This window comes from Ureibacillus galli (assembly GCF_014836845.1).
Lineage (GTDB): Bacteria > Bacillota > Bacilli > Bacillales_A > Planococcaceae > Ureibacillus > Ureibacillus galli.
The window spans coordinates 1-25,902 of the sequence record NZ_JACSQA010000032.1; the positions used below are offsets into that span (position 1 = coordinate 1).

The 25,902-nt window shown below is 34.4% G+C and carries 41 protein-coding genes; 4 read left to right on the top strand and 37 right to left on the bottom strand.

The window, feature by feature from the left end; all coding sequences use genetic code 11:
* The first annotated feature begins 274 nt into the window (after positions 1-274).
* Positions 275-772, top strand: a complete 498-nt coding sequence (locus H9636_RS15870; RefSeq protein ID WP_191708547.1) for a hypothetical protein — start codon at positions 275-277, stop codon at positions 770-772.
* Positions 773-942: 170 nt separating this feature from the next.
* Here the strand turns inward: H9636_RS15870 and H9636_RS15875 are convergent, their stop codons facing one another.
* Together H9636_RS15875 and H9636_RS15880 are read right to left on the bottom strand one after the other, a co-directional pair.
* The gene (locus tag H9636_RS15875; protein ID WP_191708548.1) at positions 943-1,287 is read right to left on the bottom strand and encodes a hypothetical protein; all 345 of its coding nucleotides are present in this window, start codon (positions 1,285-1,287) and stop codon (positions 943-945) included.
* Positions 1,284-1,505: a transcriptional regulator gene (locus H9636_RS15880; protein ID WP_191708549.1), complete on the bottom strand. Its 222-nt coding sequence runs from the start codon at positions 1,503-1,505 to the stop codon at positions 1,284-1,286. The genes H9636_RS15875 and H9636_RS15880 overlap by 4 nt, the downstream gene beginning before the upstream one ends.
* Before the next feature lie 633 nt (positions 1,506-2,138).
* Between H9636_RS15880 and H9636_RS15885 the strand changes: the two genes are divergently transcribed.
* The gene (locus H9636_RS15885; protein ID WP_191708550.1) at positions 2,139-2,768 is read left to right on the top strand and encodes a hypothetical protein; all 630 of its coding nucleotides are present in this window, start codon (positions 2,139-2,141) and stop codon (positions 2,766-2,768) included.
* The gene (locus H9636_RS19130) at positions 2,755-3,315 is read left to right on the top strand and encodes a hypothetical protein (RefSeq protein WP_225230281.1); all 561 of its coding nucleotides are present in this window, start codon (positions 2,755-2,757) and stop codon (positions 3,313-3,315) included. The genes H9636_RS15885 and H9636_RS19130 overlap by 14 nt, the downstream gene beginning before the upstream one ends.
* 114 nt (positions 3,316-3,429) lie before the next feature.
* On the opposite strand, the gene H9636_RS15895 is transcribed toward H9636_RS19130, so the two are convergent.
* The 22 genes from H9636_RS15895 to H9636_RS19140 form a co-directional block, all read right to left on the bottom strand.
* Complete coding sequence (locus H9636_RS15895) at positions 3,430-4,383, bottom strand: peptidoglycan recognition protein family protein (RefSeq protein ID WP_191708551.1); 954 nt, start codon at positions 4,381-4,383, stop codon at positions 3,430-3,432.
* On the bottom strand, positions 4,383-4,634 hold the full coding sequence (locus H9636_RS15900) for a phage holin (protein ID WP_191708552.1): 252 nt from the start codon (positions 4,632-4,634) through the stop codon (positions 4,383-4,385). The genes H9636_RS15895 and H9636_RS15900 overlap by 1 nt, the downstream gene beginning before the upstream one ends.
* 12 nt (positions 4,635-4,646) lie before the next feature.
* The gene (locus tag H9636_RS15905; protein ID WP_191708553.1) at positions 4,647-4,940 is read right to left on the bottom strand and encodes a hemolysin XhlA family protein; all 294 of its coding nucleotides are present in this window, start codon (positions 4,938-4,940) and stop codon (positions 4,647-4,649) included.
* A gap of 34 nt (positions 4,941-4,974) precedes the next feature.
* Complete coding sequence (locus H9636_RS15910) at positions 4,975-5,187, bottom strand: hypothetical protein (protein WP_191708554.1); 213 nt, start codon at positions 5,185-5,187, stop codon at positions 4,975-4,977.
* On the bottom strand, positions 5,187-7,151 hold the full coding sequence (locus tag H9636_RS15915) for a phage tail spike protein (protein ID WP_191708555.1): 1,965 nt from the start codon (positions 7,149-7,151) through the stop codon (positions 5,187-5,189). Before H9636_RS15915 ends, H9636_RS15910 begins: the two co-directional genes overlap by 1 nt.
* Positions 7,152-7,286: 135 nt before the next feature.
* The gene (locus tag H9636_RS15920; protein WP_191708556.1) at positions 7,287-8,111 is read right to left on the bottom strand and encodes a glycerophosphodiester phosphodiesterase family protein; all 825 of its coding nucleotides are present in this window, start codon (positions 8,109-8,111) and stop codon (positions 7,287-7,289) included.
* Between the two features lie 39 nt (positions 8,112-8,150).
* Entirely contained in the window at positions 8,151-9,788 is a 1,638-nt protein-coding gene (locus H9636_RS15925; RefSeq protein ID WP_191708557.1) for a glycerophosphodiester phosphodiesterase, read from the bottom strand.
* A gap of 19 nt (positions 9,789-9,807) precedes the next feature.
* The gene (locus H9636_RS15930; protein ID WP_191708558.1) at positions 9,808-10,629 is read right to left on the bottom strand and encodes a phage tail domain-containing protein; all 822 of its coding nucleotides are present in this window, start codon (positions 10,627-10,629) and stop codon (positions 9,808-9,810) included.
* 6 nt (positions 10,630-10,635) lie between these two features.
* Positions 10,636-12,864: a phage tail protein gene (locus H9636_RS15935; RefSeq protein ID WP_191708559.1), complete on the bottom strand. Its 2,229-nt coding sequence runs from the start codon at positions 12,862-12,864 to the stop codon at positions 10,636-10,638.
* 254 nt (positions 12,865-13,118) lie between these two features.
* The gene (locus H9636_RS15940; protein WP_191708560.1) at positions 13,119-13,469 is read right to left on the bottom strand and encodes a hypothetical protein; all 351 of its coding nucleotides are present in this window, start codon (positions 13,467-13,469) and stop codon (positions 13,119-13,121) included.
* A gap of 3 nt (positions 13,470-13,472) precedes the next feature.
* Positions 13,473-14,075, bottom strand: coding sequence for a major tail protein (locus H9636_RS15945; protein ID WP_191708605.1), 603 nt, complete (start codon positions 14,073-14,075; stop codon positions 13,473-13,475).
* Positions 14,076-14,177: 102 nt separating this feature from the next.
* The gene (locus H9636_RS15950; RefSeq protein WP_191708561.1) at positions 14,178-14,534 is read right to left on the bottom strand and encodes a hypothetical protein; all 357 of its coding nucleotides are present in this window, start codon (positions 14,532-14,534) and stop codon (positions 14,178-14,180) included.
* Positions 14,531-14,887: an HK97 gp10 family phage protein gene (locus H9636_RS15955; protein WP_318241038.1), complete on the bottom strand. Its 357-nt coding sequence runs from the start codon at positions 14,885-14,887 to the stop codon at positions 14,531-14,533. The genes H9636_RS15950 and H9636_RS15955 overlap by 4 nt, the downstream gene beginning before the upstream one ends.
* On the bottom strand, positions 14,877-15,221 hold the full coding sequence (locus H9636_RS15960) for a hypothetical protein (protein WP_191708562.1): 345 nt from the start codon (positions 15,219-15,221) through the stop codon (positions 14,877-14,879). The genes H9636_RS15955 and H9636_RS15960 overlap by 11 nt, the downstream gene beginning before the upstream one ends.
* The gene (locus H9636_RS19135; protein WP_225230282.1) at positions 15,208-15,402 is read right to left on the bottom strand and encodes a hypothetical protein; all 195 of its coding nucleotides are present in this window, start codon (positions 15,400-15,402) and stop codon (positions 15,208-15,210) included. The genes H9636_RS15960 and H9636_RS19135 overlap by 14 nt, the downstream gene beginning before the upstream one ends.
* A 107-nt stretch (positions 15,403-15,509) precedes the next feature.
* Positions 15,510-15,683: a hypothetical protein gene (locus tag H9636_RS15970; protein ID WP_191708564.1), complete on the bottom strand. Its 174-nt coding sequence runs from the start codon at positions 15,681-15,683 to the stop codon at positions 15,510-15,512.
* A 16-nt stretch (positions 15,684-15,699) separates the two neighbouring features.
* Positions 15,700-16,899 (bottom strand): phage major capsid protein, encoded by a 1,200-nt coding sequence (locus H9636_RS15975; RefSeq protein ID WP_191708565.1) that lies wholly within the window; start codon positions 16,897-16,899, stop codon positions 15,700-15,702.
* A complete protein-coding gene (locus H9636_RS15980) occupies positions 16,892-17,464 on the bottom strand; it encodes an HK97 family phage prohead protease (RefSeq protein ID WP_191708566.1) in 573 nt (190 codons plus the stop codon). Before H9636_RS15980 ends, H9636_RS15975 begins: the two co-directional genes overlap by 8 nt.
* Entirely contained in the window at positions 17,457-18,635 is a 1,179-nt protein-coding gene (locus H9636_RS15985) for a phage portal protein (RefSeq protein WP_191708567.1), read from the bottom strand. Before H9636_RS15985 ends, H9636_RS15980 begins: the two co-directional genes overlap by 8 nt.
* Positions 18,636-18,650: 15 nt before the next feature.
* Complete coding sequence (locus H9636_RS15990) at positions 18,651-20,405, bottom strand: terminase large subunit (protein WP_191708568.1); 1,755 nt, start codon at positions 20,403-20,405, stop codon at positions 18,651-18,653.
* Between the two features lie 5 nt (positions 20,406-20,410).
* A complete protein-coding gene (locus H9636_RS15995) occupies positions 20,411-20,788 on the bottom strand; it encodes a P27 family phage terminase small subunit (RefSeq protein WP_225230283.1) in 378 nt (125 codons plus the stop codon).
* A gap of 114 nt (positions 20,789-20,902) precedes the next feature.
* A complete protein-coding gene (locus H9636_RS19140) occupies positions 20,903-21,598 on the bottom strand; it encodes an HNH endonuclease (RefSeq protein ID WP_225230284.1) in 696 nt (231 codons plus the stop codon).
* A gap of 102 nt (positions 21,599-21,700) precedes the next feature.
* Between H9636_RS19140 and H9636_RS16005 the strand changes: the two genes are divergently transcribed.
* Positions 21,701-21,850: a ribbon-helix-helix domain-containing protein gene (locus H9636_RS16005; RefSeq protein WP_191708569.1), complete on the top strand. Its 150-nt coding sequence runs from the start codon at positions 21,701-21,703 to the stop codon at positions 21,848-21,850.
* Here the strand turns inward: H9636_RS16005 and H9636_RS16010 are convergent, their stop codons facing one another.
* From H9636_RS16010 to H9636_RS16060, 13 genes are all read right to left on the bottom strand, one after another.
* A complete protein-coding gene (locus tag H9636_RS16010) occupies positions 21,851-22,129 on the bottom strand; it encodes an HNH endonuclease (RefSeq protein ID WP_191708570.1) in 279 nt (92 codons plus the stop codon).
* Entirely contained in the window at positions 22,129-22,299 is a 171-nt protein-coding gene (locus H9636_RS16015; protein WP_191708571.1) for a hypothetical protein, read from the bottom strand. Before H9636_RS16015 ends, H9636_RS16010 begins: the two co-directional genes overlap by 1 nt.
* A 19-nt stretch (positions 22,300-22,318) precedes the next feature.
* Entirely contained in the window at positions 22,319-22,444 is a 126-nt protein-coding gene (locus H9636_RS19295; RefSeq protein ID WP_263604294.1) for a hypothetical protein, read from the bottom strand.
* Position 22,445: 1 nt separating this feature from the next.
* Positions 22,446-22,646: a hypothetical protein gene (locus H9636_RS16020; protein ID WP_191708572.1), complete on the bottom strand. Its 201-nt coding sequence runs from the start codon at positions 22,644-22,646 to the stop codon at positions 22,446-22,448.
* A gap of 5 nt (positions 22,647-22,651) precedes the next feature.
* Positions 22,652-22,786, bottom strand: coding sequence for a hypothetical protein (locus H9636_RS19300; protein ID WP_263604295.1), 135 nt, complete (start codon positions 22,784-22,786; stop codon positions 22,652-22,654).
* Between the two features lie 55 nt (positions 22,787-22,841).
* On the bottom strand, positions 22,842-23,087 hold the full coding sequence (locus H9636_RS16025; RefSeq protein ID WP_191708573.1) for a hypothetical protein: 246 nt from the start codon (positions 23,085-23,087) through the stop codon (positions 22,842-22,844).
* A gap of 87 nt (positions 23,088-23,174) precedes the next feature.
* On the bottom strand, positions 23,175-23,429 hold the full coding sequence (locus H9636_RS16030; protein ID WP_191708574.1) for a hypothetical protein: 255 nt from the start codon (positions 23,427-23,429) through the stop codon (positions 23,175-23,177).
* 108 nt (positions 23,430-23,537) lie between these two features.
* The gene (locus H9636_RS16035) at positions 23,538-23,765 is read right to left on the bottom strand and encodes a hypothetical protein (protein WP_225230290.1); all 228 of its coding nucleotides are present in this window, start codon (positions 23,763-23,765) and stop codon (positions 23,538-23,540) included.
* Positions 23,743-24,135 carry a hypothetical protein gene (locus tag H9636_RS16040; protein WP_191708576.1) on the bottom strand — a complete coding sequence of 131 codons (393 nt, stop codon included), beginning with the start codon at positions 24,133-24,135 and terminating at the stop codon, positions 23,743-23,745. The genes H9636_RS16035 and H9636_RS16040 overlap by 23 nt, the downstream gene beginning before the upstream one ends.
* Before the next feature lie 125 nt (positions 24,136-24,260).
* Positions 24,261-24,578 (bottom strand): MazG-like family protein, encoded by a 318-nt coding sequence (locus H9636_RS16045; protein WP_191708577.1) that lies wholly within the window; start codon positions 24,576-24,578, stop codon positions 24,261-24,263.
* Positions 24,575-24,934: a hypothetical protein gene (locus H9636_RS16050; protein ID WP_191708578.1), complete on the bottom strand. Its 360-nt coding sequence runs from the start codon at positions 24,932-24,934 to the stop codon at positions 24,575-24,577. The genes H9636_RS16045 and H9636_RS16050 overlap by 4 nt, the downstream gene beginning before the upstream one ends.
* Positions 24,931-25,677, bottom strand: coding sequence for an FAD-dependent thymidylate synthase (thyX, locus tag H9636_RS16055; RefSeq protein ID WP_191708579.1), 747 nt, complete (start codon positions 25,675-25,677; stop codon positions 24,931-24,933). Before thyX ends, H9636_RS16050 begins: the two co-directional genes overlap by 4 nt.
* Before the next feature lie 2 nt (positions 25,678-25,679).
* The gene (locus H9636_RS16060; protein ID WP_191708580.1) at positions 25,680-25,892 is read right to left on the bottom strand and encodes a hypothetical protein; all 213 of its coding nucleotides are present in this window, start codon (positions 25,890-25,892) and stop codon (positions 25,680-25,682) included.
* Positions 25,893-25,902 lie beyond the last annotated feature (10 nt).

A 25,902-nucleotide genomic window follows, 5' to 3' on the forward strand; every position in this document is an offset into this window, starting at 1 on the left:
ACAGCCATAAACGCTTCTTGTAGAGAGAGAGTATTAAGGTTTATTCTGTTATATCTTTTTATAACTTTCAAATCTTTCAACAGTCTATCTTTACGAGAACTTTTATATCAAATTATACTTTTTTATATCTGAATATATTTAATCAAAATATTTAATAACGGTGGCATATTGGTGGAAACAGTTAAAACAGACAGACAACTATTCTCGGTTGTCTGTTTTCTTTTTATATACTTTGCTATAATTATCCATAAATAAATTATTTAGGGGGATATTCTTGAAACGATTATTATTACTTACCCTCTTAACAGTGGGTGTATTATTTCTTTTTGGGTATTTAAATCAGGGGTATAGAGAAGAAAAAATAGAGAAAGAAGCCGCACAAGAAGAACAAGAAATGAGGGATTTTGAGGATAGACGTAAATATACTGATTTATATACAACAGATTTGAAAAATGATTTTGGTGATAATTTTAAAGAGTTATATATATTTGAAAATGAATTAAACATTCATTTATTTTATTATGATCTAACAGAAGAATTGGCCAAAACATCTGCAGTGAAAATTCTAGAATATTTACAAAAAAATAATTCTAAATATGATGTGGAAATAAGAATAGCGACCGAAAGAAGAAATGATTACGGTGAAAAGGATGAATATAATCCATTTACTTTAGACGTCTCGAACAATACTCTATATAAGTTTGATTTTGATTTTTTTGATATTGACAACCTTGAAACTACTGCAGATCAATATCATTATTTTGAATACTAATCACTTGTTATGTATAAACAATGATGAATTAGTAAACACTTGATTTACATCTCAAACACTTTTCTAAAAATGAGATATCGACTAAACAATTCTTCAAATTAAAAAGAGAAAATTGAGAAGTCTTAAGGAAGATAGTCGAACATTTTTAGTCACTCATTCGAGTGGCTTTTTTATTGCACATTCAATAATCGCTTAATTTCATCATCAACTTTATTTTTAAGTGCAACATTAAAATATCTCCGATTATGTTCAGTCCCCTTAAATAAGATTATGTATTCAGTAATATCTTTATCGATACGAATCTCTGCTTGAACTTTAATACCATTCTTCCCTAATTGGGATTTTACTTCTCTTAATTCATTTTGAACTACAGTTATTTGTTGTTCCATCCACAAAGTTAATGGACGATTTATTTTAATATCATTTAAATGATTTAGATCACGTTCTAAAGTTCTTTTCGTTAAATCGAGGATGATATTTTTATGAATTAAGTCTGCAGCATTAAAGTCAATCAAATTACTTCACGCTCTTTTCGGATAACTGGTACCAATGCAAGAACATTATCAATACAAAATATTCGATTAGCATGTTTTAAAAAGCAATAAGCATTAAACTTATCATCTAATACTTTGGTTACTTTAATACGTCGCTTTGTGATTTCTCCGCTTTTTGCGATGTACATCATATCAACTAACTGATTGCGTTGCATTACTTTTAATATCTGTTCTTTCACCGATGTCACTCCCAACAACAGAACATTAGTTCTCATTTTAAATTAATTATAGAACAAGCGTTCCTATTTTGGCAATGAGAAAAACCAGGGGAAATAATTTAATTCTCCTGGTTTACATTTTAATTGTATAAACTAATTTAGCTTATAAGCTACTCAATATTAAAAAAGCACCATAAAGGTGCTTTTTAAGGAAACCATTAAAACGGCCGCCACACAGACTGCTTATGTGTCATAGAAATTCACACGTTTTAATGGGTTTACTCCTTAGCTATATATATATATCCGGAAAACATAAATATTATGCTGATTTTCCCATAATTAAAGCACGAAACCGCCCTCCACAATTTTAGGAAGGCGGTTTTCGCATATTTAAATATCTTCTCACAATGTTTATTTTACTAGCTGTTGAACTCATTACAAGTCATTGTCAGGAAATAAATATTTGATGCCTGAATAAAACGCCAAAGTAAAAAGAATGAGTTTTTTCATGCGATTGTTATTATTAAATTAGTCTTATAATCTTATATAGTTAATAAATTCTAACATACCAATCAAATAACTAACAAAACCATCGGTTTTTTATTATAGATTTCTGACATATTTATCAATAAAATGTAAAAAAGGAGTGAAATTATGGAAAGAAATTTATCGTATGATGAAGTAGTTGAATGCTATAGTGAATTTAGTAGTTTTATAGAAAGCGATTTTAATAAACAGCTAGTTATTAACACTATAGATAATTGTATAAACAGCAAAGCATGGCCCCAGAGTTATTATAATTTACGCGATGAATACTTGCCAGATATTATGGGTGAAAATGCTTCTAAATTTTTATTCTGGTTTGCACTTGGTGGATTACTTGATGAACAATTCGATGGATTTGCAATCAATGACTCTCACGGTACTTTTTTAAAATTTCTTATGTATAATTACTCTGAACAATTTTTAAGAGCTAAACAATTTAATATTAACCCACTAGGTTTTTATCAAATTTCATTTACTCATAGTATGGATAATGAAATGCTTAGTACATACATTACACGAAATGATAGCGAACAATTTCTGCTGAAACAAAATGTTAAAGATTTCTCTAATATGTTAACTGAGGCATTAAGATACTTTAGTCTATTATTTATGAACAAAGCTGTTGACCCTTTACAATATAAAGATATTCTTTTAGAGAACATAGAACAAATGAAGGTATTTTTAGAATATGTGGAAAATACTATTAGTATAGAGGAAACTTTAGATGTCAATGAATAATATTAATGGACGAGTTGATTCAATTGATGGAATAACGGGTATTAGACAAAAAGCGCATCTTAGATTAGTTACTGATAACAGTAAAAATACGAGTAGTATTTCTAAACCCTCAACTATTCAGTTAAATATTGAAATTAAAAAACTTCAACAAGATATTAAAAAACTTCAGGACATTCTTACGTTGAATACAGAAATCTCTAGTGATATCCTTATAGAAGGGGATGGTAATATGGAAGAATTAATTAAAAAGGTAAATGAGATTGATAAAAAGGTTGCTCTTCTTGAAGAGAGAACTAAAAAAATCGATTCAATGCCTTCTAAGGATGAAATGAAATATATTATTTCAAGTATTATCGATGGGAAAAACATTCCTTCAAAACATGAAGTAGAAAATAGTATAACAAAGATTATCAAAGAAAACGACTTGCCTACAAATTCAGATGTAAGTCTTAAAATCGAAAAAGCTAAAAACACTCAAATCAGATGGACAATAGGGACAATAATTACTATTGTTTCTGTTGCTACTGCGATTATTAAATATCTTTAATTGTATATTGACAATCAAAGCCGCTCATTCAGTGGCTTTTTCTTTTTTAAATTGAATTATACAACTAAAGTAAAAAAGACCAGGCTCACAACTAAGTGAACTCTGGTCTTAACCTTACTTTTTAAAGAAAGTACCGTCATTAATAGCCTTTTGCATAGCTTTAACCACTAATGATGGCTTACTTACTCTACTATCCTGGGGAGTTCCGAAGTGTATTTGCAAAGCTTTAATAAGCATTGATGGAGATGTAATTTTTCCATCTACAGGTGTACCAAAAAATTCTTGCATAGCGCGAATTAATTCACTACCCCCTTCACCAAATTCAACTGATGGAATATTTATTGTATTAGCATTTTTAGGTTGTCCACTAATTACATTATCTACTGTTGTACCAAATAAGATCTGTAATTCTCGTGTTGTTTTCGGACCCCAATCACCATCTACCACTAATTTCTCTTTCTTAGAAGTTGTGGAAGGCTTAGCAGATTGAACCGGTTTGGAAGGTTTAATTGGATTAGTAACCTTTACATCGTCAACTAATTCATTCTCGGAAACAATTGTTCCGCTGCCGATAGTTTCACCTTCAACTGTTAGATACTTATAAAACTCAAACCATTCCGTCCACTTCTTATCTCTGTTCATAAATTGAGGACAGTTTTTACCAGAAGCGTCGAAATGACGAACGATTTTTTTATTTGGAATGTTGTATTTATTTTGAAGTAATACTACTAACCATTTAGCATTTTCTTTTGTTTGGGGATGTATAGTGCCATCTTTCTCTACAATCAATTCAAGACCAATTGAATTTGAGTTTGTAATACCGTAGGTTCCTTTACCATCACCAACATGCCAAGCGATATCATCATCTTCTACCACTTGCCAAATGCTTGTACGATCAATGAAGTAATGGGCACTTGCACCACGATAAGCATTATTAAAGTATTTAGCATTAGCTTCCGCCGTTTGACCCTTAACACCAACATCGTGGATAACTATATACTTCTTCTTATTTCCACCTTTCCAACAATTGAAAGGAGTTAATCTTTTTTGGATTGTATTAACAACCATTATTTCAGCCCCTCTTCTTTTAGCGCTTTTTCTTGTTCTTTCGCTTTTTTAGTTACGATGTAAGTGTTTTTATAAACACCATATATCACTAAAATAAATGGAACGGCATTCAATAAAACTTCAACAAATGCGTTAATTGTGTCATCTGTAAACCAAGTTAGATCGATACCTAGTGATTGCAAAAATAAAAGGATTGCTGAAAGCAACCCTCCGAATAAAGCGATATATTGTTTTAATTTGTCTGACGTCATTTTACTTTCCTCCTAATTTAATTTGATAACTAAGCCAATTAAAGCTAGTATTACAGCACCGATAATGGTAGTGGAAACCCACCAAATAACTTTGTCAATCTTATTAAGTCGATGATGTGCACTTTTTGTACTTTCTAATGCTTTATCTGCAGTATCTTGAGCATTATCTGCCTTTTCCTCTGCTCGATGTGCTGTGTCACGCACTTGATTGATACTATCTAATTTCGCATCGATACCACCAAGTCGTTCGAAAATGTTCAACATTAAATTTTGATTTTCTTCCATTGTTCCACCTACCAAATTCATAATAAAAACCCTCCACTTTTTCACTGTGGAAGGTTTACTGATTAATTTCTTCTATTGGTTCTTCACTTGCTACTTCTTCAATTAACTTTACGTTTTTTAAATCGATACGTGAATAACTGTTTGGGCCAATTAAAATTGCTTGGATACTTTCATCATTACGTTGTGTATTCAATTCATTTGGATCATAAACATCAACTTCTACAATATCGCTCTCTCCACTATGTGTAGTAACATTCAACTTAAACATTAATAATTCCCTCCAATTCTACTTTGTATAAATAACCGACTTGAAACTGTTGCATTAATACGTGCTAATCCATTCGGTTTAATTTTGATTTCTGCATATCTGCCACGACTAATTCTTCCATCTGAATCTTTTTGTAAGTACGGGATTAAATCGATGTTTTCTCCACTAATTGCTGTGTGAGGAACAACATTGCCATCCACAGTTATTTGTACTGAAGTAGGTAACGTTTCATACTCGTATATTCCATGTTTTATGGCGTGAGTGTGATTAGGTAATGTAAATTCATGTGTGTGATTAGGTAATGTGACATCATGAGTATGAGCTGGAATTGAAACATTATGTGTATGGTTTGGTGTTTCAAAACTGTGTGTATGGGCAGGTATATTTACAGCATGAGTATGATCACCACTTGATGATGCAGTTCGTAATGTAGGGTTATCAGCAAGTAGAGACACTATGCCACCACCACATAAATAAGCTTCTTCTGAACCTGTAACTGTACCACCTAAACGCATAAACATAACATGGTCATGGTCACCACCAGCACTCGAAGTTTGAGTTGTACCCCCTCCACTTGCTGTACTCTTTGAAACTCCTCCTCCACTTGAACTTGTTTGCGTTGAACCTCCACCGCTTGATGTAGATTTAGTTGTCCCGCCACCACCTTCAGTAGATTTAACCGTAGCTCCTCCACCTTCAATCGCTTTTGAATAAGCACGATATTTTGCAGTTTCGAAAGTGAGTGTCATTTCATTTATATTTACTACATCATTAGGGATTGGGAATCGTATAACAGCGGGATAATTATCGTCACAATTATCCTGAAAATCTCGACTATCTATATTTGTAGCCCCTTGGGAATATGTTTCATTTACAAGCTGTTTCTTTTCTAAATCTGTAGTTGTTGTAGTAATGTCTGGAATCAGATTCCCTAACTCGAGTTGTAAATCCTGTGGAGCCCCATAAACATCCGATTTTGAATATTTCTCAACTCGTTGTTCTTCGTGAATATCCGTATCTAAATCATGAACTAAAATTACATCTCCAACTGAATATGTTTGGAATGCTTTCTTCTTTTTCTCCCGTTCCTCTACCGTATAATCTCTAGCGGAGATAGAAAAGGAACGTAAAGGCTCTTTATACTTATCTAGCAATGCTTGAGCACTAGCTTTCAAACTAGCTGCATCTTCAAAACGTGTATCAACCCAAATTCGCTTGTGGATGTTATATTTCTTAACAGCTTCATTATCTTGCAAGTAAGGTACACCATTATTTACTTTTTTAATATTTACCTGGTTAATGCCTTCACCACTGCCCAACGGATAAATACGAGTAATTAAATTTGTTGGATCTTCATAAACCTCTATTCCTTTCATGTTGTATGCGTACTTAATCACATCTTTAACAGTTGTGGGGGGCTCAACAAGATTTAAGGTGTAAGGATAACTGGAATCATCCCATGTCCACATGTAAGGCACATCAAACGGTTCAGCAACACTTCTAATTGCATTAAGTAAGCTATCCTCATTTTCCCATCCATAATGGAAATATCGTGTAAAGTCACATTTTCCAAGTTTCCAATGCATCACTTCTTGTTGTTGAAGCAATCCCTCTAATACTGTTCGAGTTGGATAATTCGTGAATTGATGATAACCAAATAAAACATCAGAATGTAGTAAAGACCAGACATGTTCTAACTCAAAGGTTACTTCACGTGTAGATTCGTTCTTAACTGTTTGTTTTGGATTAACAATAAATCTTCCAATCCTACGATCATAATCGTAAATGTCGATATGATATTTCGGCTGAACATATTTAAGTTTTGAATCGTTTAACGGTAATGTAAAAGATGCCGTCCACAATTGATTTTTAATTAATTCGTAACTAATCGAACTTGCTTTGTTAAGTACTGCTATTAGCTTCCCTTGTAAGTCGTATACCATTGGATAACGTTTTGTCGCCATTGTCTCACCTCTTTCAAAGCAAAAATAAAAGCCAACTACAAAAGTAAATGGCATATAAATAAAAAACACTCCCTATTGAGAGTGCTTAATCTTGAACATTATTAAATTAACAAGTTACTACATATTTTGTGACGTTTAGTAAATGTCTAAGTAATTCGTAATAACCCCATCTACGCCCCAGTCTGCTAATCTATCAGCATCGTTTTTCTGATTCACTGTGTAGGCTTGAATAGAGTAACCTGCACCCTTCAGTTTTGTAACATATTCCTCTGAGATATAGTCAAAATTAGGAACAATGTAGGTTATATATTCTTTAAGATTCCTTAATTCCTCATCTGATATTGTTGCAGTCTTAGTATACCAGAGAATTAATCCAAGCTCAGTATCAGGAGATAATTCGTGTATTCTCAAGAGGCTTTCTTTGCTAGCAGAATGTAAAGAAACTTGCCCCTTTTTATCCAAAAGACTGTACTCATTTAATAGATCAACTAACTTTTCTTCAACACCAGGGTACTTTTGCGGCGCTTTAGTTTCGATAGAATAGTTGATACTATTACCAAACTCTTCGAAAATTTCCTTTACTGTAGGAATTTTAGCCCCATAATATTCTTCGCTGAAATGTTGTGGATATGCTTCATTAAACCATGACCCAGCATCAAGTTTCTTAATTTCCTCAAGAGTCATATTCTTTACTTCTCCAGATCCATTTGTTGTTCGACTAACCTCAGTATCATGGAATGCTATCAAAACCCCATCCTTTGTCATTTGCACATCAAACTCTAAAACATCAGCCCCCATTTCTTTTGCAAGTCTAAAGGATTCCATCGTATGCTCTGGTGCATACCCACTTGCCCCGCGATGTCCAATTAAAATAATATCGCTTTTATTATTAGATGTTGTAGTTGACCCACATGCAGTCAACAATACTAAAATAGTTGAAATTACAAATAACTTTTTCATACTACGATTTTATCACTTCATGGGGATAATAGTAATAAATTACGAAATATTAATGTCATTAAACAGAATTCCTGATACCCTTCTTCCTAAATGTAAATATCCATTTCTAAATGTATTATCTACAGCAGTAAAGGAATGGCCCGTGTCAGTTCTAGTAACAGTTATATTTGTATTCGAGACGTCTACTTTAATTGCCGCTGTTTGTCCTTCAATCAAGGTAGTAGTTGCAACCTCTTTAATTAAAGTCGTTATTCCATTAACTCTTTTATATAATTGAAGATTTCCATTTTCTCTAAGAAGAAGGTTATATCCCCCTCTTAAAGTTGAACTTGAGTGATCTATATAGATATCGTCTTGTGTACAAAATACAAATGCTCCCCAATAAGTAGGGTGTACCGATTTATACAACGTCATTTTTGCTGTCAAGGAAAAATTTGTTGGCAATTCTCCTGCCCACCCCTGTAATGTGAAATCGTTAAAATAATCTACTTCATCCGTTTCAATCCAACCGAACTTATCAGCTAAGACAAATCCCCCCCTACGACCTCCTGATAAAGTGTTTGCATCTCTAGGTGTAGGAATCATCCCATGGCTGTATACTTGTTCACCAAACGGGTCCATCGACAGAGAGGGGGACTTACCTTGTACGTATAAAGGGTCGTCAGTAAAGAATCCCGATACACCTATATTTAAGAAGTGGTCACGCTCATATCTTCTGTTTACTGTGTAAACAATCACTTTTAACCCTGCACCAATACAATTTTGGATATATGCTTCTGATACGGTTGTAGAAACACCGACATACTCTACACCTGCATTGACAATTTCAAAAGGATCTAAGCTTTCCGTAGCAAGCAATCTTGGGATACCTTCTCCTTCTATGTTTCTTAAATCCGGAAGGCTAAAAGAAGTCACCATGGCATATTCTTCTAACCGATATTTTTTAAGGGTATCTACTATTTTTTGACTAGACTTCGTATCTTTCGATTCGATAATGTAGATTGCATTGTTACCAAATCGATTTAGCACATCCTCTAAAAGGGGACAGTTTACGTTACTCCACCCTGGTAAAATATCAACAACTGCATTCTTGAATCCCATTGTCGAAAAATTATAAACGTATCCTGACTTGTTGGTCGTACGCTGCATTGTACTATCATGTATAACTCCTAGTGTCCCGTCTGCTAATTGTTGCACGTCTAATTCTATAATATTTAACCCCATGGACAAACAACCCTCGTAAGCTTCTAATGTGTTTTCAGGGAAAATATTAGATCCACCTCTATGAGCGATATAAAGTGGTTCCTGCAAATCTAGAAATTTTGTACGTTCAATTTTTTTGTTAATAACTTTAATTTCTTGTTCTCTTTCTATAATTTTCGAAGCAAGCTCATTATGTTCTGAGTCCAACCGTTGTTTTAAAGTTGGAAAAGTGGTTGTCGAACCTGTGTCATTAGTACTAACTCTTGCTTGTGCTGCTTCCACACTACTATCACCATTAATGACAATTGTATCTAATTGGGTTTGAGTGTCATTTGCTTGCTCCAAAGCTTCTACCGCTTTATTTTTAGCTTCTGTTGAATTTATTTCTGCATTATTTGCTTGTTGAATAGCTTTATTTATTTTATCTGTACCTTCACGTAAACTATCAGTATATTTAATAAGTTCTACTGCCATTGTAACTTCACCTCGCCAATTAAGAAAAGCGGTCCCTAAACTCAACGCTAAACGCTAAGTTCAAACCGCTTCCCTCCACATTTATGTTGTTGTCTCCATTCGAAAGGTACATATCTAACCAATCACCTTTTATTAAGTCTAAACCTAAATTGCCATTTTTAGTGACTGTGTAATCTTCTAGATCAATTAACCAATTTGCATTTGTAAAAGTACCAAGTGTCATAGTTTTACCGCCCCAAGATAGCTTTACATTCGTTCCAGAACCACTCAATTTAATTAACGGTCGCAAATTATCGCCCGTTACTGTGACAACTGTTGAACTGTTTGATGTAAATGTTTTAGCACCGCTACCATTGTTACCAAATAGGTAATCAGCAGTAAATGTTATATCTTGGCTTCCCCACACTACCTCGTCATTTCTGGCTACTGAAAGAGCATATCCTTCATAACACATTAAAGGTAAAGTGAAATGTCCTGCACTTGAATAAATACGGTCAATATCCACTCTCCCTACTACTCGGACGTTGTAGTACTTATCCTTCTCATAGCCGAATTGAAGCTTAAAGGTTCGAGGTTTACCAAATCCATCTAACAATAATTTCTTAACCATTCGAACATAACCCTGAAGTCTGAATGGATCCGTTTGTTCAATAAAAAACGGTAAGTCGAATGGTATTGGCTCTAAATCCGCACCATAATCATACTCACCGTTTACTCCATCAATTATGGAAGTTTTATCTCTAGTACCAGGAATTATCGGATTACTATGTTCGGTCAAAAAGATAAGACCTAATGAACGAACATCTACTCCATCAAAAAACACTGTATGTTCTGGTTTCATTTAGTCTCATCTCCTTAATGATTTTTGTTGTAATCGGAATAATTCTTGAGCAACTTTATTTATATCTGCTTCTTCACGAATAATGAAAGTGCCTGAAATATTTACTCCACCCATAGCAATACCACTTAAATCCGGTACGAATCTTTGTATGCTTTCCACAGGAGAGGATGCAGCAGTAATCGATTTTTGAGCACTACTTGCTAATGATCCATACACATCACCTACTGCGCTATATAATCTTCTGCTTGTATCTTCAATACCGTTAATATATCCTTCATTCGTAAATTCACCCATCTCAAAAAACACTCTAGATGGTGAGTGAATGCCTAATAAACTTTTTGCAAAGTCTATAGCACTGCCAATAGTATCTTCAATGATGTCGATAACAAAGTCTTTCATGCTACCGATACCGTTAATTAACCCTTGAATAATGTTTTTACCGATAGAACTTAAATCGATTCCATCAAAGAAACTAGTTACATAACCCCAAATTTCCTTTATTTTCGAGAAGACATCATTCATTTTTTCAGCTACCGAATTAACGATAGATTGGAATTTACCGCTAATAGTTGTCCATATACTTACAGCTGTTGTCGTAATGAAACTTTTAATGCTGTTCCAAATACTCGATATCGTACCTTTGATGGCGTTGAAAACGGTTGTTACTGTAGTTTTAATGCCTGTCCAAACTGCTGATAAGTAAGATTTTATTCCATTCCAAATAGTTGTCGCCGTTGTTACTATTGCTGCCCATAGTGTGGAAAAATAAATTTTTATTCCTTCCCATGCGGTTACTAAAGTTGTTGTTATTGTTGTCCACAATCCTGTAAAGAAAGTAGCAATTGCGTTCCAAACCGTTTCTGCTGTAAGTTTTATACCTTCCCACAAAACACTTAACCAAGTTGAAACAGTATCCCAGTTCTGCCACAATAGTACCCCTATAGCAATTAGTGCTGTTATTGCAGCAATCGCTATAGCTACAGGCGCTGCAATTGCACCAATACTTACACCTAGTAGACCTGCTATTGAAGCTAACGCTGTGAATATGGGGGCTAATACCATTACAGCGGCTGTTACTGCAGCAATTGCACCTGCAACTACTGCTAAGGTAGACATCAACTCTGGATTTTCATTAGCCCATTCTATAATTTTGGTAATCATGTCAGTAACTAAAGTGATTAAAGGCGTAAGAACTATTGCTAAGTCAGCTAGTGCCATTTGCATTTCTAAAGTGGCTTTTGCATTATCTGTTACTTCAGGATTCAATTCTTGATACTTTGCTGATACTTCAGCCAACCCTAATTTAGACATTTGTTCTAAGATGTAATTGGCACCTTCACCCTTTTTTTTAGCTTTTTCTAACCCTTTATTGAACTTATCTAAATCGACTCCACTACGTTCTAACAATTCAGCAAAAGGACCAATTGCTGCACCAGAAGCAAAAGTCTCTTGAATACCATCTGCAATACCCTCAGTTTTTAACGTGTCACTAAATTTAATTGCAGCACCGTTAACATTGTCTATTACTTTAGATAATTGTTCGTCTGTGAATCCACTCGCTAATAAATTTGATATTGTCTCTACTGCTGAATCTGTCTCACCGCTAACTTCTGCAATTCGTCTAAAAGATTCTTCCACAATACCTAAATCTCGACCTGCCATTTCAGCATTGGTTTTCAATCGTGCTAAATCCGTATTTAATTCACCAGAACCAAATACTATAGCTCCAACTCCCGCTGTTCCTACTGCACCAGCACTTTTTAATGCATCAGCTGTATCTTTAGCTGCCTGTTTTGCAGCAGTTCCTATTTCCTTTAAGGAGGCTTTCATTTTATCGATACCGCTTGTGTCAGCTTTCACTTCAATTTTAACTTTTGTTGATTCCGCTTGAGACTTGAAGGCTTTTAATTTACCTTCAGTAGCAATAATTTCTCGTTGAAACTTGCGATAAGCTTCTTCTCCAATTTCACCGTTCTTAAATTGCTGTTCTACTTGTGTTTGTGCTTGTTTTAGTGCGTCTAAACGGGAAGAAGTATTGTCTACAGCTTTACTTAACAATTGTTGTTTTTGGGCTAGTAATTCTACATTTGAAGGGTCAAATTTAAGTAAGCGATCAACTTGTTTCAATTCGTTTTGAACCGATTTTGTTTCAGTATCAACTTTTTTGAGGGCTTTTGTAAGTCCGGATGAATCTCCTTCTAATTCAATTGTGATACCTTTTATATTTTTTGCCATCTTCTCACCTACCTTTAGGCAAAATAAAAGCACCTACCAAAACAGTAAGTGCTAAAATTTGTCGAAATCTTCTTGTGTAGCCTTTCGAACTTTCTTCTTATCAGGATTTTTCATATCCAAATATTCATCAATATAATCAAGGACCATTCCAATAGTCATTGTTTCTAAATCTTCGTGGGCCAATTTGCATTCATGGCATAAAACAAGGTACGTCTCAGTATTAATTGATTCATTACTTGACGTACCTTCATTTTTTATTTTTTTTTAGTTGAAATCGACGCATAAAGTAAATCATTAATTTGTGGAAGGATATCCACGATTGGGAATGAATCGAAGGAATCCAACCAAGTTAATGGATCTTTAATTTCTGGATTTGCAGTTTTAGCAAGTGTCCAAGCGATATCATAAAACATATCGAAATTGACTTTTCGAACAATTTCTAACTTTTCTTGTTCAGACATTTTTTCAAAATCAACGTTTATTACACCCATACTTAATAAATCATTAAAGAAATCTCTTTGAAATTGCATTTTATACCGCTTAGGTACTGCCCCACTTGATTTAAAAGTGACTTGTTTACCATCTATTTCTATTGTTTTTTCCATTAATTACGCCCCCGCTACCACAGTCTTTTTATAAACAGTTTTAAACCAATTGTTATAAATATCTGCAGTTGTAGTTGATGTAGTTTTTGTTTTAACCATTAATTTGCCGCCAATTTCAATTGGAGAAGCTGTTAATGTTAATTCGTTCGGTGTAATTTCTGTACTATCTGTCTTTGTATTCCCGTTAATACTTGGACGATTTGCAGTACAGTTGTAAAGAACATGTCGTGTTGCTTTTACATCACCTTCAAATTGGAATAATAAAGCAAATGGCTTACCTTGTGAATCTGCAACTTCATTAATTACTCCATCGACTTCATCAAATTCTTCTCCTAATGCATCGATTGCAAATTGTTGAGGAATAGTTGCAATACTTAAAGTTGCATCGTAACCTTGATTGCTTTTAGTTACATAGTAAATCATGTTATCAGCATAAAAAGAAGTTGATTCCCCTAATGGATCTCCTGTTAATGTTACTGCCCCTGGAATTGGAATTGGAGTCTCAAATACTGGTTCTCCATCTGTCATTGTGTATGGTGCATAATGAACATTGGATAAACCAAACTCAACTTTATTTTCAGCAAAGAATTGAATATCTAGTTCCATAATTGGCTTCCAATGGAAAGGGATAACTACTTTGTCTTTTGATACGCTTTGAGTAATTTTGTTATCATTTAATACGTTATACATACTTTCACACTCCATTTTTTAGATTAATGTTATTGAAAAAGTGCATTGAAAAACTCCCTCATTCTCCACAAACACTTCTGTGTAAGACCAAGGGAGTTCATTTTCAGTTAGTAGATTTTTAATTTGTTTTTCGATAGATAAGGATTTGGTTTTTACATATAACTCAATATCCACATTCACACTTTCGTGAATCGGTTTATTACCTGCTGCAAAAGTATTAGAATCAGTGACTAAATAACAAATAAACGGTGGCGAAGGCATCGGATTTTCAACAGTTGGGATAAAATGTGAGTAAGCGATTGGGATTGGTTCCTCCACACCATTTACAACTCTTTTAATAGCTTTTAATAATTGTACTAATTCGGGTAGTGTCATCCCTTAATCGCCTCCTCTACACCTTTCACAAACTCATTAATCATTTCCTTTTCAACTGGTGCGATATGGGGTTGACCTGGTACACGTCCGCCATTAACTTTGGCATAGCCTTTTTCTAGTAGGTGTGTTAATTGATAAATCTTGTTATTTACAACCCATGCTTTTTTGACTTTAGTTGCTCTCCAGCTTTTTGCATATTCTCCAGTATCTTTTGGACTTCGTAGCCTAAGTTTTTTTACGCCTTCTTTGGCAACTGTTTCTGCTACCTTCTCCACTTCTTCACCTACGCCATTTGCATATTCAGAAAGTGTTTTATTAATTTCCTTTACAAGATCATCAATCTTAATTGCCACCGACACGCACCTCGCAGTAAAGTTCTATGTAGCCATCGTTTCTAACGAATGTACGGTAAATGTTGTATTTAATTCGGTTGTATTCTAGCTTGGTTTCGCCATCGTATTCGTCATAATCAATTACAAATACTTTTTCTGCTTTCAATCCATTTGCCATAGTTACACTGAATTCTTGTTGTCCAATGTTCAACGGGCTACAATAAACAAGTTCTGGGAGTTCCGTTTCAATCGGTTGCATCAAATCATCATAAATAATTGTTGTGGAAATTAAAAAGCACACATCGTCTAAAGATATGTGCTGATTATTTCCTATTGATTGTTTAAGGCTCGGCATCTGTGGAAGCACCTGCCTTTTGAATCACACGATTATTAATCCGAAATCTTAAGTTGCGTGACAAACCTATATCTTCCTGTCGTTTACGATATAACCATGCTGCATAATCAACAATCAGTTGCATGTCCTCCACAGTTGTAGAAGTGGATGAAAAACCAACGCCCATTTTAGTTAATTCCATTTCTGAGTTCTTGATTAAATTGGTAAACAAGGTATCACGCAAATTATGCGTAATACCCAAATCCAATTTAAAAAGTGATAAACAAGTCGCGAGTGTTTCTTCGCTCATTATTTATCACCTACTTCTACAATTAATGGCTCTCCTATTTTATTGTTACTAGACATTAATTCCTCAACACGTTCTTTATTCGCACGACCTTTACGAGGATATTTGTGACCTACTTCGTAAATGTGATCATTATCCTGTAAATCTTTAAATTGTTTAATAACCTTATACTTCATCGGTTATCACCCTTTCTTATGCACCTTCAACTTCTGGTGTGTAAGTTACATAGTAACCAGCTTCTGTATCAGCCACTTCAACGTCAAATCGGATAAACCCAGCTAATAATTGACCGTAAATGTTGTTATCAACCCATTTTACTGATACTTGTTTGCGGTCGAAGAATTTACAGAATGCTTTCGCGTCACCGATGAATGCGACTTTATCTCCTGCAGCTGCACCGATCATATCGTCGTCAAGTACTACGATTTCTTTACCTTTCAGACGTTTACCAGAAGCAACTGTGATATCGTCTTGTAGTAAGTAGCGACCATTACCATCTTTCATTAAATCTAGTTCGTTAAATAGTGATTGAGATACATAGAGTTTTACTTGATAAGCTGTTTTGAAACCTGTGTTTAGAAGAGTGATAATATCATCTAGGTTCGCGACAGTTTTTGCAGTAGCTGTTTTTAATACTGTTGAGATAGCAAAGTTACGAGTATTTAATTCTTGATCTCGAATTTCTTCATCGATTAAACCAACGATGTCATAGTCTGCATCATCGATAACTTCTTGAGATACCGGAATATAACCGCGGTAAGTTTCAATCTCAAATAACACATTTGATAATGTTGGTTTTGCTAATTCTGGGTTAGCTTCTAATTCAGCCACAGTGTTCATTTTAGAACCAGATTTTTTGATTACTGGATATTTACCAGATGCACTCTTTACAGGAACGTGTTTAACATACTGTAATAAATCGACAGTATCTTCTACTGCTTTTTCAGGTGTTAATAATTCTTCTGGTACTAATGCGCCACCATCGACTAACTTAAAACCGTCAACCGCACGCACTTCTGTTCCTTTTGAGCGAACATATGCGTTAATAGCTGAACGTAATTCTTTTAATTCTTCTGGATTCATATTTCCTTTACCTCCTGGCTCTTTTGAGCGACTTTTTGGTTTCTTTTGATTTGAACGTTCAAGATCTGCTTCTAACTCTTCAATTTCTTTTTCGAGTGTAGATTTTTCTTCCTCTGTTTCTTCAATTGCTTTGTCATTTTCGTTTACTTCATTTTCAATTGCAGCTAAATCTTCCTCATTTTCCACACCATCAATGGATGCAGATAGTTCATCACGTTTGGCAAATAACGAACGTAATTTTTCCTCTACAGTTTTTAATGAACTTCGTTTTAAATTTAACTTTGCTCCGATTAATACTGGATTACCCACGTTTCATCTTCTCCTTTAGTTGAGCTTTACGTTGCTCAAGTTTTTGTTTTTTTATTGCTTCTACATCTTTTTGACGTGCTGCAATATCCGTTTGAGGATAGGCTGGAAATGCAGTGATTGAGACTTCTAACAATTCGGCTTCTAAAATACGCCATTTAACTGTGCCATCCCCACGGTCAATAGTTTCTTCACGAGTAGGATAGAAACCAAAAGAACACCCGCGTACTTTACCTGTTTGAACTTTTCTGTATGCTGATTTTGCATTAGGGTCCTCTAAATCAATTACCGCCCTTCCCCACAATCCTTTATTGTCAGATTTAAGTTCAAGAGTATTACTTCCCATTGAAGCAAGAACAACTCGACTATCGTGATTGTCTAAACATAAGATGTCTTTTGAGCGTAAACTTTCTTCAAATGCTCCTGGGGCAACTTCTTCATAGGCTCCCGGCCACAATTCTGTCTCTGCATTGTAAACTACAAAATAGCCTTCAATAATCGCTTCACCTTCATTTTCAGAAGCTCTCGTCTGCAATTCAGAACTAAACTGAATATGACGTTTATTCATCTGTCTCACCACCTTTCAATTTATTTTGTTGACCTAGCATTGTGGAAGGAATGTAATTCTCTAAGATGATTAATTCCTCCATTTCTTCATCTGGATCTAGCCAAACCCAATTACGCAATTCATTTCTTCGCATCGCATTTCGGTCAACCATCGCTGTTCCGGCAGTAACCATTTCCGTTAAATCATAAGAGAATAAGCTTCTAGGATTCAGACGGAAATACCAACCAGGATCATAAAGCAAGTCACGTGTTAATGTTTGTGCAATACGTTGGGCAATAGACATGATACGAGTGTTGATAAAGTTGTTATACTCTTCCTTCTTAAACTCTCCTACGCCCAAGAAAAAAGCCGGTACTCCAATGAGACCAGCAACAGTTTTCTTATCAATTTCCATACCCTCTATGATTGCAATGTCCTTTAAGGATAATGGCTTGATTTGATGTACATTGATTAAATCAGCAGGTATTACCCAAGGCTTACCACCTTCTGTTTCATCAACATACTTCGCTAAGATGTTTTCTCTACCTTCTTTACTTGCCATTTCTTCAGTCATTGCATCAACCGCAAGAATTAATGACGGCATATATTTTCCTGACATAAAGTTATTCTTAGTCTTATTTGCTTGAGATAGATTCCTTACAATATCCTTCAATGCCACACGATAACCTGTACCGCGATATGGATAGTACGGATGCGGATTTAAAACAAAATGAACAACCTCATCAGGATGATAAGTTACACCGTTGTAATCAATCGTATAACTCATTAAAGTATCGCCATCGTTATAACTAACCAAAGGCATTTGTAACGGAGTTAAATCATTAATGAGTCCCGTTTCTCTATCCACAGCGATGTGGAGGATGGAGTTGCCATCACCATCTAGTAATAGATCTCGAACGATTTTATAAAGCCATGTTTTCCTAGTCATATTCTTACAAGGCTCTATATCAATTTTCCGCGCAAGTTGATTGCGAACACGTTTATCACCTTTTTCAGTGTTTTCAACAAGATGAATGGTCATGTTCGAAACTAAATCTGCAATTTTATCAACGGCCATCAATACATCAGGATGTTCAGAAAGCTTTATATATCCAACAGTATCAACACTACCGATTCCGACTTGTATTCCCGTTGTTGACCGTGTTTTCTTTTTTCGATTCCAAAACGCCACTTTTCCACCCCCTTCCTAGTTAGCTAACCAACCTTTCGCTTCGGATACTTTCGTCATATCCTCGAGCATTTGAACTGCACCAAATACCGCAGCATCAAATAAGTCAATACGTTGTGTACCGCCATCTCCATCGACTTTTTCGTACTGAATCATATCGTCTGTTTTTTCGATAGCTCGTACATTTTGAACACAATACTCAAACGCTTGATTGTGCAAATAATAAAGGTTTCCGTTTTTCGCTTTCATTTCAATGCGACGGAAACCTTCTGATTTTTTATAGAAATATTGTGGTTGGTCTATAATTTTGAATCCTGCCTTTTTCATTCCCAAGAAAAACTCTCGACCAAATTTCTTATCGAAACCAACCTTTTTAATTTTGAATCCCATTTGTTTCATCTTCTTAAACCAATTAATGATGTCATCATAATGGACTGTTGGTGTATTACTCATTGTAAGGACACCATCATCTTGCCAACCAAATAACGGAATGCCATCTTCTTCTGCTTTTGCATGTGCCGCCACTATTGGGAAGAATGCATGAGTGATAACAATATCGATTTCTTTCCCTTGATAATTGTAACGACCATATAAAGCGGCAGCAGTTAAATCATGTAATTTCGATAAGTCAGCTCCACCATACCAATGGATTGGTAACTTTGCTAACTCCTCTAAACTCCAATTGTATAGCTTATCTGAATATTTAAATTCATTAATATCAAAGTAAGCCAGTAATGATGAAGTGAAAATATTTAATGTTTTATTAAAAAACTCTCCTCTTGTTTGAGGGTCATTCATCGCTAATTCTGCATCACGAATTAAATCTTCAATTTCTACTGATACTCCACAAGAAGGATTGGCCATCTCTAAAATTTTCGGATCAGTATAATCAACAACATTTCCTTTTTCGTCTTGGTCCGCTTTGCAGATGAAGATGAAGTATTCGTCATCCACAACTGATTCATTCAACACTTTCTTACAATACTCTAACCGCATGGCTAAGAAACCATTTGGCAAATCACCGGCTGTCGAAATAGCAATCAGTAATTTATTTCGATATGCCTTTTGTGAATTTTTCATTAAAATGTATTGCTTTGCTGATTGCCATGTATGAACCTCATCCAATATTAAAAGGTTACTATTTAACGAGTCCAGACGTTTGGGGTCATTTGCTAATGCTTGAATAAAAATAGAGCCTTCATCACTAAAATTTTTAGAGATTGAATGCTCCTGGTTGTTATCTCTTATTCGAATTGTCTTATCATTTAAACGCTCAACATTGTATTTTAAGAATCCGAATGATTCCATTGTTTGTTTTAAACTATTAGCAAGGATATATAACTTTGAACCCGACTTACGTTCCAAAATGGACAAAGCCCAACCTAATGCTGAAGCAAAGGCAGTTTTACCATTCTTACGAGGAATCATTAATAATGACTCATGGAATCTTCTGACGTTACTATCTTTATTGAAAAAGCCTAATAGATTCACAATCACAAATTTTTGCCAAGGTTGCAGTAATAAAGGTGTTCCTTTTAATGGATTTCCTTTTAAATCTTCTCCTTGTTGATGTGCAACTGTGTTTTCAATAAGTCCGATTACAAAATCAAACTGTTCTTGCTTAAAGTCTAAATCCGTTCTCTCTAAATCATTTAAAAATCTCTTTGCAGCAAGTCGATTTTCAACACAAGCAATCTTCCTGCCTTCCACAATTGAGAGAGCATATTCATACGCCACCTTAAAATTATCAGAAGTAATGTGCGATAAATCCATCTACATCACATCTGACTTGAGAGGAACTGATCTAATGGTGACAATTTATTTTCTTTAGGTGGCTTATTGTCATTACCATCGTCATCATTATTTTTTAACGATTTAGGATTCAGACACAATCTATCTGAATAAGCTAACAAATCTTTTCTAAGATTTTCTAAGGTGGCAACAATAGCAGACTTCTTAGTACCTCCTGCAGCAGTTTCAGTTTCATACCGATACCCACTTTCTTCAAACTCTTTATTAGCTCGCAAATATTGAGAAAAAATATCCGCATAAACATCAATTAAAGGGTCATATTCAGGTTTATAAGTACCCAAATTCTTCATGTCTCGAATTGTGTTTTTTGCTATTGTTTCTTTTGTTGTAGCCTTTTTCGCCAAAGTCGTTCCTCCTCTCAAAAAAAGTTTTGTGAAAATTAACTCCGCGGAGGGAAAAAGTCCTCCTCCTCGGTCCTCTTTTAAAAATGTAAAAAAAGAGGTTGCCAGGGGGGTTAATTATATCCCACAAGCAACTTCTTTATCACCTTTCAAAGTATTACATTTCCAACATGCAAGTTTTACATTATCCCACGAATGAGAACCACCTTTACTTAATGGTATTACATGTTCAATAGTCGGATATGTTTCACCTACAATAAAAGAATCACCATCTACTTTGTAATCGTTATAATCACATTGACAATTACATATATAACATTTTCCATTCGCTTTACGATAAAGTTTCTCTAATGAAATAGTTGAATCAAAACTTCCATTCATTTTCATTTGTTCACTTCTAATTCTTTTCTTTACTTCTTTTCGTTTATTCTTATTACGATTCAAACATTTATCTGAACAATAACGAGGATTTCGTTTATTTGTAATAAAATACTTATCGCATTGTTTACACCGAAATACTTTCACTTGCTTCAAACATGATGTTGGCTTAACTGCATGCTCAAGTATAGATTCTCTTAACTGTGCAACATTGACATCATATTCTTTATTTTTTCTTTCACATTGCTTGCATACTAGATTCCTTTCTTTACGAATAACCTTTCGTAAAAAACCTCCAGTACGTTCTTCTTCATTTCCACAAACCTTACACTTAACCCACATAGATTTATCAGAATGACAATACCCTCTTGAATACTCAAATCCTTCAACATTGTTGTTAAATCGTTCTGCAAAATCTTTTTCTCTTTCATTCATTTCAACCACCACCAATGCAATACTTAACCATATATATTGTATCATATTGTATTGTAAGTGCAATACTTTTATTGTATTATCGTGTAAAGGAGTTGATTATTAATGACAAAGAAAAGAGTTACTTTCACTTTAGATGAAACGTTAATTGAAGAACTCAAATCATTATCAGAACAAACAATGATTCCTCAAGCTAGAATCGTTGAACAAGCTATAAAAGATAAGATAGAAGAAATGAAAAAACACCGTCAATAATTATTTTGGCGGTGTTACCTTTTCCCGCCAATACTCTCCTAAAGCCGTGAGAACGTCATTTGAACGGTCATGCATTGCATCATGGCACTTAGCACATAAAGATACTAGATTCCAAGATTCAAGTCTGTACTTCGGATGTGTTTCTAATGGATTGCAATGGTGTACTGTTGTGGCTTCACGATTCTTACCGTAACGCTTGCACTCTCGACATTGGTATTCATCACGCTTGAGTACGGTAATGCGTTTACGTTTCCATGGTTTTGATTTGTAGAAATTCATTACTCACTTACCTCTGGTTGTGTTGGTAGTTCATCATCTTTAATTTTCATAGTAGTTGGACTTCCACATTTGTCACATTTGTTTTTGTACACTTTCCAATTTTCATTAGATTTTTCTTCATCTACATTAGCCAATCGATTACATAAAGTGCATCGTACTTCAAACTCCATCATTATCCCTCCACAATCATTATTTGAATTCAATACTCAAAGCAACAACACCCAAGAACAATTCAAGATTAGTTCCCTCACCCCAACTAAAGCCGAGCATAAATGATTGAGGAAACAATACAAAACCAGTTACTCGTTTAATCAATTCATTTCCTCCTTATCTTTCCATTCACACGTCTATAAGTTTGTCTGTTTACACCCATCAACTCTTTAATATCTTGTTCGCTTAAACGTTCGTATTTAGCCCTAGAAACGTTTTTCTTCTCTGGATGAACTTTCCCCTTACCTTGACTTAAAACACCTAATTTCGCCTTTGCATCACTATCTAAGATGTGTTCAATTCGCATTCACCTCATCCTCTCCCGAATCGTGATAATTCGAATATGAAATAAAATACAATTAATGGTGAAAGTAAAATAATTATAGGAATTGAGATAATCATTCCGATTAATGCGAAGAATTCTTTAATGTAATCAATTGGTTTCATGCCCTCACTCTCCTATTTTTGTGCATAATAAAAAGCCACTCGCTAATTGAGTGACTTAAATTTTCATTTTATTCAATTCATCAGTATCTGCATCATATTCGTATTGTTCAGTGATATTATACATACCAGTTTCTACATCGAGTTCGTATTTGTTTATTATGCAACCATTAGTTAAATCGTGCGTATATAAAAAATTTTCATCTTTGGTGTATTGTTTAGCAATTTCTACTGTTTTTTCAAATGTGTTGCAGAACTTGTTAACGAATGTATTGTACCCTTCCCAAAATAGTTCGTAAAACATAACGCACCTCTTTCATCTACAATTAGTTAAAGTGTAACTTTGATTGAAAGAAAAAGCCACAGCTCAATCGAGCCATGACTTATTAGATTATTTAATACTCATTCTGTTCCATTTCCGAAACAGTTCTTGTTGGTAATTTTCTAATTCATTAATAACCGCTCGTCTTGCAACTTCCTCAATTTTCTCTTGTAGTTCTTCATTACAAACAATAGGAATATAAACTCCTGGCTCCACTTGTTCGCGAACTAAAATTTTCATCATGTCTCGTCTACCAATAAAACGTTGCACGAAATCTATTTGATTTAAAATTTGTACTTCTGTTTCTGATTTATTTTTATTCATAAATATCTAATTCATCCTATCCGTTTTGCATATTGACGGATTACTATACTCTCACTATAAATGGTTTTTTCAATGGTTTCTATAATTTAATTACAACTTAACATTATATTAAGTTAAGAAAGTGATTTCTGACTCTTCCATTTCAATTATCGAACTTCTTAAACTTAGCAATCTTTCAAAATCTTCTTTTGCTTCATCGATTTCGTTGTCTCTAACTCTATCTTCAATGAGTAGTTTCAAATCGTTATATTCATCTTTTAATTTTTCTAGGTCTTTTATAAGTTGCTTTAATTTCATACTTACACCTACTTTCTTACCCATTAACACTATGAGCATAATCAATCATCTTCATAATTTGAGCATGACGGTTGTAAATGTAATTCGGACTTTTGCCTAATTCATCAGCTATTGAAATTAGTGTTTTACCTTCCACATGCTTCATATAAAGAATCTTGTTATCCAGTCCTCTGAATGTATTGATCAATTTCTTCATATCTTCTAAATCGTTCATCTTATGTGCTAATTCACGTTCAGCTGCTTCAATGATTTCTTCTAGTTGTGCCCCATGGCTTTCTGCTGTCAACTTAACCTTTGCTAAATCACCCGATACCCAACGTTGTAATTCTTTTTTATTTCGCTCGATATTGAATTCCAAGTCTGCAATTTCATCTTCGAGTTTTTGATAGTTTTTCAACCATTCGTACATTTTATCACCTTCAATTTTAAGGTATCTAACGTTCGTTTTAAGAGGTTTTAAGTTTTGAATGAACAAAATATCATTCTAGTAGTTAAAACCTCTGTATTCATTTATTTTAACGGTAATACGATGTCTTATTGTTGTTGTAAATCCTCTTCTTTAATAAATACCCCATTTACCGTTTTCCCTTTTCGATTTTTGATTTCTTCATAGGCTTGTTCGATACAATCTTTAATATCTAAATCCATTTGCATCGCTAGGATTGTAAGTACTACATAAACATCTCCGATTGAATCAATTACCTGGTCAAGATTCGCTTTTGCTAATCCTTGAGCGAGTTCTCCTACTTCCTCGATCAATTTCAACATTTGCTTTTCTGGTTGCGCTTCGTCTAATTTTCTTTCTTTTGCCCATTCGCTAATTAGGTGAGTTAATTTATTTAAATCTTTCATTTTGATTCCTCCATATAATGATTTCTAAATAATTCAAGCGACTCTAATTTTTTTATATTTTCTCGAATCTCTCTTTCTAAGATTCTTATTATTCGAGCATGAACTCCTTCGAAACCATATTGTTTTTCGATTTTCTTTATCGTTGCTTTATAATAAACTGTCGAATCAATTAACTCTTGAATATTATGGTCAATCCATCCAAATACATCGTAGTCGTCCACATTCACAGTAGTGCCATATTTAGCTAGCCCTTTTGTCGTTTGATTAACTAAATGTTCTTTCAAGAAAGGAGTTGGTAATAATTCACTAACCTCTCTCAATACATCATTTGCGATAATATGTTCATCGATTGTCATTCAAAAAACTCCTCCGTCCATGGCTCCACTTCAATAACACGCGCCTTTAATTCTTCTGCTAATACCGTAATTTCGTGTTGTGCCCCTGCACCTGGTTTCCGTTTACTATAGAAATCCAATAATGTTCGTAGATTTGCAGTTAATACAAGATTACAAGCTGCTGCATTTGGTAAAACTGCTCGAGCATCTTCTTGTGGAATGCCTCTTTTGATTAATGCATCGTACGCACCTTGGATATAGTCCATCGCTTCAAGATAAACATCTAATGCTGTACGTTCTAAATAAAGTTCAGTATTTCTTGTTTCTTCTACTTTTTCCGGTACAACATAATCAAACCCCTCGCTACGACTATCACTACTAAACTTCACATATCGTTGAGACTGTACCGAAAAACTCATATGTCTGTGTCTAGTTAGTTGAGCGAGTAATGATCGTGATACTCCTTCTATTGCAAATGTGAAATTTAAATGTTCAAGTGTAGATGTATGACCACTTTTAACGATGTGATTGAAAAGTCGTTTTGCTTCTTTACCCTTGTCACCAAAATACTTCTCGCATTCATCTTCCACAATTCCAGAAGGATTCTTATGACTATAACAAGTTCGAATTGCAGTCAAAGCTATTTGTTGTCCGTCTGTTACATCGAAATGTTCACCAACGGATGACCAATCTAAATTTCCGGTTTCATCGTACAAAAATTTATCTTCTGCTAATTGTGTATGTGCTAGTAAATTAACTTTCATTTTCATTCCTCCAAATCTCTCAACCTAGCTTTCAACCGTCTAACTTCCGTTTCTGCCTTTTGAGCCCTTTTATTCAAGTCGTTATATTTCTTATTTGCTGAATGTAGTGCTTTCTCTGCAATCAATAAGCCATCCACAATTAGATGTGTGCTGATTGTTTTCTGTTTCTTACATCGTTTCCGTATTTCGAGGATTTTATTTAATGCTTCTTTCATCAAAATTCAC